The 7,380-nt window shown below is 66.6% G+C and carries 6 protein-coding genes; 3 read left to right on the forward strand and 3 right to left on the reverse strand.

What is annotated here, in order from left to right; genetic code table 11:
* Positions 1 to 51: 51 nt before the first annotated feature.
* Positions 52 to 1,545, forward strand: coding sequence for an NAD(P)H-hydrate dehydratase (locus IP92_RS15045; protein WP_145876279.1), 1,494 nt, complete (start codon positions 52 to 54; stop codon positions 1,543 to 1,545).
* A 1-nt stretch (position 1,546) separates the two neighbouring features.
* On the opposite strand, the gene IP92_RS15050 is transcribed toward IP92_RS15045, so the two are convergent.
* Positions 1,547 to 2,287 carry an ABC transporter ATP-binding protein gene (locus tag IP92_RS15050; protein ID WP_145876281.1) on the reverse strand — a complete coding sequence of 247 codons (741 nt, stop codon included), beginning with the start codon at positions 2,285 to 2,287 and terminating at the stop codon, positions 1,547 to 1,549.
* Between IP92_RS15050 and IP92_RS15055 the strand changes: the two genes are divergently transcribed.
* Together IP92_RS15055 and mnmH are read left to right on the forward strand one after the other, a co-directional pair.
* Positions 2,286 to 2,960 (forward strand): arylesterase, encoded by a 675-nt coding sequence (locus IP92_RS15055; RefSeq protein ID WP_145876283.1) that lies wholly within the window; start codon positions 2,286 to 2,288, stop codon positions 2,958 to 2,960. The genes IP92_RS15050 and IP92_RS15055 overlap by 2 nt on opposite strands.
* Positions 2,957 to 4,012 (forward strand): tRNA 2-selenouridine(34) synthase MnmH, encoded by a 1,056-nt coding sequence (gene mnmH, locus IP92_RS15060; protein WP_145876285.1) that lies wholly within the window; start codon positions 2,957 to 2,959, stop codon positions 4,010 to 4,012. The genes IP92_RS15055 and mnmH overlap by 4 nt, the downstream gene beginning before the upstream one ends.
* A 69-nt stretch (positions 4,013 to 4,081) precedes the next feature.
* Here mnmH and IP92_RS15065 read toward each other — a convergent pair whose 3' ends face one another.
* The gene (locus IP92_RS15065) at positions 4,082 to 5,062 is read right to left on the reverse strand and encodes an IS1595 family transposase (protein WP_229418798.1); all 981 of its coding nucleotides are present in this window, start codon (positions 5,060 to 5,062) and stop codon (positions 4,082 to 4,084) included.
* A 139-nt stretch (positions 5,063 to 5,201) separates the two neighbouring features.
* Entirely contained in the window at positions 5,202 to 7,136 is a 1,935-nt protein-coding gene (locus tag IP92_RS15070) for a SurA N-terminal domain-containing protein (RefSeq protein ID WP_145876287.1), read from the reverse strand.
* Between the last annotated feature and the right edge of the window lie 244 nt (positions 7,137 to 7,380).

The raw sequence follows: 7,380 nt of genomic DNA on the forward strand, positions 1-7,380 counted from the left end.
CGCCCGCGCGCGCGGTGCTAGAATCGGCGCCTCCACATCCAGCGAGCCGCCATGCACCCACTGTACAGCGTTGCCCTGATCCGCACCATCGAACACGTCGCCGCGGGGCGCTTGCCGGAAGGGGCGCTGATGGAGCGCGCCGGCCAGGCGGCCGCCGACGCGGCGCTGGCGTTGCTCGCGGCCGCGCACTACGGAGCTCCTGTGCTGGTGCTCGCTGGCCCGGGCAACAACGGCGGCGACGCGTTCGAGGTCGCGGCGCACCTGGCGCATGCCGGGGCCGACGTGACCATCATGCACCTCGCCGGCAGCGGCGCCACGGCGCCCGAGCGCGATCGCGCACTGCAAAAGGCCCAGGCCAGTGCGGCGCGCTTCGTGCCGCCGGCAGCGCAGGACATCGCCGGCAAGCCCTGGCAGCTCGTCGTCGACGGCCTGTTCGGCATCGGCCTGCAACGTCCACTGGCCGGCACGGCCGGAGCACTGGTCGATGCCGTGAATGCGCTGGCGTGCCCGATCCTGGCGCTGGACGTACCGAGCGGCCTCGATGCCGACACGGGCACGGTCGTCGGCCCGGACGGCCGTGCCGTGCGCGCCTCCCACACGATCACGTTCATCGGCGACAAACCGGGCCTGCACACAGCCGACGGCCGCGATCACGCAGGCAGCGTGACCGTTGCGGGACTCGACATCGATCCTGCCCTGTACCCAACAACGGCGGTGCACCTGAACGGCACGGACCTCTTCGCACAGTACGCGCAGCCACGCCGGCACAACACGCACAAAGGCAGCTACGGCAACGTGGCGGTGCTCGGCGGCGCGACGGGCATGGCCGGCGCACCCGTGCTGGCCGGCCGCGCGGCACTGCATGCGGGTGGCGGCCGCGCGTACCTGTGCTTTGCCGGCGCGCCGCTGCCGCTCGATCCCGGCCAGCCGGAGCTGATGTGCCGCGCCGCCGACGGCTTCGACTTCGCGTCGGCCGTCACCGTGGCCGGGCCGGGCCTCGGCAGCAGCGACGACGCCGTGCGCATGCTCATCCAGGTTCTGGCGGCACCGCGCCCGCTGGTGCTCGATGCCGATGCATTGAATCTGCTGGCGCTGCACGCGCCGCTGCGTGACGCCCTCGCCCACCGCACGGCGCCGGCGCTCGCGACGCCCCACCCGCTCGAGGCGGCCCGGCTGCTGGAAACGACGATAGGCGCCGTGCAGGCCAACCGGCTGGAGGCCGCACGCACATTGGCCCAGCGCCTCGGCGCCTACGTCGTGCTGAAAGGTTCAGGTACGGTGATCGGCGCACCGGATGGCCGCCTGGTGATCAATACGACCGGCAATCCGGGCCTGGCGACGGCGGGCACCGGCGACGTACTGGCCGGCCTGGCAGGCGCACTGCTGGCGCAAGGGTGGCCCGCGTGGGAAGCAGCGCTGGGTGCGGTCTGGCTGCATGGCACGGCGGCGGATGCACTGGTGGCCGCCGGCACGGGGCCGATCGGGCTGACGGCCGGGGAACTGGTGACGGAGATCCGCGCGCAGCTGAACGCGCTGGCCCGCTGAGTCAGGCGACCAGCCGGCCGGCGGCGATCGTGATCGTACGGCCGCAGCGCGCGGCGATGTGCGGGTCGTGCGTGACCAGCACGAGCGTCGAGTTGCGTTCACGGTTCAATTCGAACATCAGCTGGATCACCGCCTCGCCCGTCGCGGCATCGAGGCTGCCCGTCGGCTCATCGGCCAGCAACAGCGGCGGTTCCGTGACGAACGCGCGCGCCAGCGCGACGCGTTGCTGTTCGCCGCCGGACAGGTATTTCGGATAATGCTTCAGCCGGCTGGACAGGCCCACGCGGCCCAGCATCGCTTCGGCCTTCGCGCGGGCGCCGTCGTCGCCCGCCAGTTCCAGCGGCAGCATCACGTTTTCGACGGCCGTCAGGTGCGGCAGCAGCTGGAACGACTGGAACACGAAGCCCAGCTTCGCCTTGCGCAGCGCGGCGCGGCCATCCTCGTCCAGCGCGAAGATGTCGGTACCGTCGATCAGCACCTTGCCGTCGGTCGGCGTGTCGAGGCCGGCCAGCAGGCCGAGCAAGGTCGACTTGCCGGAGCCTGACGCACCCACGATCGCCAGCGTCTGCCCCTTTTGCACGGTAAAATCCACGCTGTGCAAAATGGTCAGTTCGCCGCTGGCATCGGCCACGCGCTTCGTCAGGCCCGCCACCGCGATCGCGGCCGCGGCGCCGTGGGCCGCGGGCCGGGTGGTTGGGGTATCGGAAGTTAAACTGGAAGTCGCGTGAGGAATATCTGGCATGGTTGAAGGTCTGCGTCGCTTGATTGGTCAGTTCTGGTTGCTGCTTGGCGCGCTTGGCGTCTCCCTGCTCGTCCTGGGCAGCCCGGCGAGCGCCTATTCTGCCCCAAAAACGCTGCTCGTGGTGGGCGACAGCCTGTCTGCCGAATATGGCCTGCCCCGCGGCGCCGGCTGGGTCGCCCTGCTCGAGCGCAAGCTGCAGGCCGCGAAGATCGATGCGCGCATCGTTAACGCCAGCGTCAGTGGCGAGACGACGAGTGGCGGGCGCACCCGGATGCCGGGCCTGCTGGCCAAACACAAGCCGGACATCGTCATCATCGAACTGGGGCCAAACGACGGCTTGCGCGGCCTGCCGGTGGCGGCCGCCGAAAGCAACCTGCGCGCGATGGTGAAGGCCGTGCGCGGCGCGGGTGCCCAGGTGCTGCTGGTCGGCATGCGCATCCCGCCGAACTATGGCCGTGACTACTCCGAAAAATTCTTTGCGATGTATGGCACGGTCAGCCGCGACGAAAAGGTCGCGCTGGCGCCGTTCATGCTCGATGGCCTGGCCGAGAAGCTCGACCTGTTCCAGGCCGACCGCATCCATCCGCTGGCCAGCGCCCACCCGCGCATCCTTGATAATATCTGGCCCCACCTGCTCCCGCTGTTGAAGGCCAACTCACCGAAAGCCAAATGAAGTATCCCGAAATCCTGCCCATCGCCGACGCCCTGGCGCGGCTCGACGAATTCGACACGATCATCGACGCCCGCACGCCCAGCGAATTCGCGCTCGACCACCTGCCGAACGCCATCAACTGCCCGGTGCTCGACGACGAACAGCGTATCGTCGTCGGCACGCTGTACAAGCAGGAAGGCGCTTTCGAGGCCAAGAAGATCGGCGCGCCGATGGTTGCCCACAACATCGCGCACCACATCGACACGCTGTGGCACGATAAGCCGAAGGACTGGAAGCCGCTCGTCTACTGCTGGCGCGGCGGCAATCGCAGCGGCTCGATGGCGCACATCCTCGCCAAGATCGGCTGGCCCGTCGTGCAGCTGGAAGGCGGCTACAAGGCGTTTCGCAACCAAGTGAACGCCGACCTCGAACAAACGCCGGAACTTGACTTCCGCGTGATCTGCGGTACGACGGGCAGCGGGAAGACGCGCCTGCTCGACACGCTGGAATCGATCGGCGCGCAAGTGCTCGACCTGGAACAGCTGGCCGCCCACCGCGGCTCCGTCCTTGGCAACCTGCCGTGCCAGCCGCAGCCCACGCAGAAGGCGTTTGAAACGTCGATCTGGGACCGGCTGCGCCGCTTCGACCCGCAGCAGCCCGTGTTCGTGGAATCGGAAAGCAAGAAGGTCGGCGCGTTGCGCGTACCGGGCGCGCTGATGGACCGGATGCGCGCATCGCCATGCGTCGCGCTGCAGGTGACACGGCCGCACCGCGTGCAGCTGCTGATCGAGGATTACCAGCACTTCGCATGCAACGCGCCCGCATTGAACACGCAGCTCTCGTACCTGACGGACCTGCACGGCAAGGAAAAGATCGCGCACTGGCAGCAAATGGCAACCAACGGAGAAATGGCGCAGCTGGTCGACGAGCTGCTCGTCGATCACTACGACCCGGCTTACATGCGCTCGATCCACCGCAACTTCGTCCAGTATGACAAGGCACGCACGCTGGACATGCCGGACATCTCGCCGGCCTCGTTCCTTGCCGCCGCGCGCGCGTTGCACGAAGGCTGATTCTTCGCCGCGGCCACCAAACGACAACGCGCTGTTCGCGTTAGCTGAGCTTTCACCCCGGAACGGAACTTATCGCGGATATGACGGTCGCTCTTGCTGCCGGGGTGCAACTGCCGCCCGCAGCCAATGCTCGGGAATGGTCAGCGCCGCCGCATCGAGGATCATTTGCCAACCGGCGTAATTGGCCAGGTAGCGGCTCGCGACACCGCAAAAGCAGCGCAGCCAGGTCTTGAAGCGGCCATGCCAGCCGTTGACACCGTTGACGTGGATGGCGCCGCGCGCGTACTCGCCGGCGCGCACGTTGATCGACCGATGGCTGATCCCGGCCAGCTTCGCAAAGGCTGGATAAGCGGCAGCGCCGTCACTGACCAGCAAGGCGTCGCACGCCAGCACCGGTTTCAAGTAGCGCAGCAGGCGCTCGGCGTCCGGCTCGCCCTGGCCGGCATGAAAAGCGTGCGTGGCCTTGCCGCGATCGCGCGCGACGAGCACGCACTCATGCTGCTTGCTGATGCCGCGGCAGGTGGCCTTGCCCCCGCGCTTGCGCGGCGGCCTGTCGAGATGGCGCGAGCCCTTCTGCGATTCGAGCACATACGTTTCGTCGGCTTCCACGATGCCCTTCAGTGTCGGCGGTTCCTCGCGGCGCACGGCGGCGACGAAGCGGTGGCGCCAGCGAAAGCTGGTCGACTTCGCGACCGCGACGCGTTCGGCGGCCGCGCGCACGGTGCGCGAGTCGAGCAGGCACTGAAAATAGGCGAGCCATTTGTCGCGATGCCGCAGGCGCGCCAACGGCGTGCCGGTAAGCGCATTGAAGCTGTGCCGGCAGGCGATGCAGCGATACCGCTGCAAGCCGTTGGCGTGGCCGCTGCGATGACAGCGCGCATTGCCGCAATGCGGACAGGAACATCGCCCCTTCGCTTGTTCGATCAGGGCCAGGCAGCCCCCGGGCGTCGCCAGCGAGGCAAGCCAGTCGCGCAGACAGGCGATCTCGTCAGCCGACAGCGGCAGCTGCGCCAGCGCACGAAACAGATGCTGAAAGCTGCTCGTGCCCATCCTTGCCTCCTGTTATCGATGAGGTATCTCAACAGAAGGTAAGACAGCGTTGACGTCTGGAAGTTCCCCAACCTTACGCGAACAGCGCCAACGGCAAAGCCACCCGAGGGTGGCTTTGTTATTGGTCGAACTGAAACGCTTATTGCGGTTCTTCGCTCTTCACGTCGGCGACCGGGTGCACGATCTTCACCTTCGCCTTTTGCTTCAGCACTTCGACGTAATTCAGCATGTCCTGCTGGGCGAGGATCTGGCCGATCTGTTCCTGGTCGGACTTGCGGCGTGCCTCGTCCGGCGCGGCCGGCTGGTGCACCTTGCCGATGCGGTAGACGCCGTAACCCATGCCCGGCACCTCGACACCGACGAATGCCGGCAGCTTCGATGCATCGGCCTTCAGCACGGCACGTGCCGCGATCGGGTTGATGCCGTCGGCCTTGACACGCGAGATCGTCTTCGCCGGTGCGAAGCCGGCCGTGTCGTCGGCCTTCTTCAGCGCGGCCAGCTTGGCTTCGCCGGCGGCCTTGGCGGCCTTCAGTGCTTCCTCGACGGTGACGCGCTGACGAATCTCGGCGGCGACGTCGGCCAGCGGCTTCTTCGACGCCGGCTTGAACTCGACGATGCGGCCCGAGATCATCGTGCTCGGCGCGACTTCGATCGCTTCCGTGTTGCGCTTGTTCTTGATCGCATCGTCGGAGAACAGCGCGGTCAGGAACTTGGCGTTGTTGTACGGGGCGGCGGCGGCGGCCGGTGCCGGCGTGCGCGTCACGCCCGCTGCCGTTTCGATCTTCAGGCCCAGCTTGTCGGCGGCCGGCTTCAGGCTGTCCGCCTGTTCGTACACGGTGTTCGTGAACGTCTCGACGACTTCCGAATACTTCTTCGCGGCCTTCTGCTTTTTCAGGTCGTCGGCGATCGCCGTCTTCACCTCGTCCAGCGGCTTCACGGTGGCGCTCTTCAGGCTCGTCACCGTGATGATGTGGTAGCCGAACTCGGATTCCACCAGGTTGCTGACCTCGCCCTGCTTCAGTGCGAAGATGGACTGCTCGACGGACGGCACCAGCGTGCCCTTCTCGATCACGCCCAGGTCGCCGCCCTGCGCAGCGGAGCCCGGGTCTTCCGATTTCTCCTTGGCGATCTTGGCGAAGTCGGCCGGGGCCTTCTTCACGTCGGCCAGGATCGCTTCGGCCTTCGCCTTCGCGGCAGCCTTGTCGGCCGCTTTCGCATCCTTGTTCACGGCCACCAGGATGTGGCTGGCGCGACGCTCTTCCGGCGCCGTGTAGCGGGCCTGGTTGGCCTTGTAGTATGCGGCGACTTCGTCGTCGGTGACGGCGACCTGCGACTCGATCGCCTTGGCGTCCAGCACGACGTATTCGATGCGCGCCTGCTCGGGGATCTCGTACTGCTTGCCGTGCTTGTCGTAGTAGGCCTTGACCATGTCCTCAGTGACCTTCACGTTCGGCAGGAAGTCCGACACGGGCAGCACCATCTCCTGCACCTCGCGCTCCTGCTCGGTGAAGTCCGAGACCAGCTTGGCGACGGCGCGCGGCGCGAATGCCGTGCCCTGGATGCCGCTGACGAGCTGCTGTACGGCCATGTCGCGGCGCACCGACTGCTCGTAGCCTTCCGGTGTCAGGCCGTTGGCGTTGGCCAGGGTGGCGCGGTAACGCTCGATATCGATCTTGCCTTCCGGCGTGATCATGCCGGGAATGTCCTGGATGCTTTCCAGGATCGCCTTCTGCAGTGCCGCGTCGCTGACGGTCAGGTGGCCACGCACGACTTCAGCCGTGACGGCACGCTGCGCGATCAGGTTGTCCAGCACGCTCTGCTTGAACTCGGGCGTGTCGAACATCTTCTGGTCGAACTGCGCACCGAAGCGCTGGCGGTACTGGTCGAGCTGGCGCCGCAGCGCGTTCTCGTACTCCTGCTGGGTCACCGGCTTGCCGTCGACCTTCGCGAGCGTATTGGCGGAATCGCCCATGCTCTTGTAACCGCTGACGCCGACGAACACGAACGAAGGAACGATCACGATCGCCAACAATATCTGCATCAGTTTTTGATGCGTACGTATGAATTCAAACATGGCCGGTTGTGTAGGCTTTTAATGAAGGGTTATGCGGTACAAAAAAAGGCGAACAATAGCGTTCGCCTTAGCGCTGATCGTCGGATTATAGGGCGCACGTTCCAATGTAGCAAGGCGGGGCGGGTCGGACCCGCTGGGTCTGACCCTGGAGGTTGGTTTTTGGGGTGCGCGGAGCGGGAATGCGGAGCGAACGGTAGCGGAGCGAAGGGTAGCGAAGCGAGGGGTAGCGGAGCGAGGGGTAGCG

This window comes from Pseudoduganella flava (assembly GCF_007830495.1).
GTDB classification, from domain to species: domain Bacteria; phylum Pseudomonadota; class Gammaproteobacteria; order Burkholderiales; family Burkholderiaceae_D; genus Rugamonas; species Rugamonas flava.

Bases quoted from the DNA above. Each gene is read 5' to 3' on its own strand.
- mnmH (WP_145876285.1), top strand. From the start codon at position 2,957: ATGAAGTATCCCGAAATCCTGCCCATCGCCGACGCCCTGGCGCGGCTC.
- IP92_RS15070 (WP_145876287.1), bottom strand. From the start codon at position 7,136: ATGTTTGAATTCATACGTACGCATCAAAAACTGATGCAGATATTGTTG.
- IP92_RS15065 (WP_229418798.1), bottom strand. From the start codon at position 5,062: ATGGGCACGAGCAGCTTTCAGCATCTGTTTCGTGCGCTGGCGCAGCTG.
- IP92_RS15055 (WP_145876283.1), top strand. From the start codon at position 2,286: ATGGTTGAAGGTCTGCGTCGCTTGATTGGTCAGTTCTGGTTGCTGCTT.
- IP92_RS15050 (WP_145876281.1), bottom strand. From the start codon at position 2,287: ATGCCAGATATTCCTCACGCGACTTCCAGTTTAACTTCCGATACCCCA.
- IP92_RS15045 (WP_145876279.1), top strand. From the start codon at position 52: ATGCACCCACTGTACAGCGTTGCCCTGATCCGCACCATCGAACACGTC.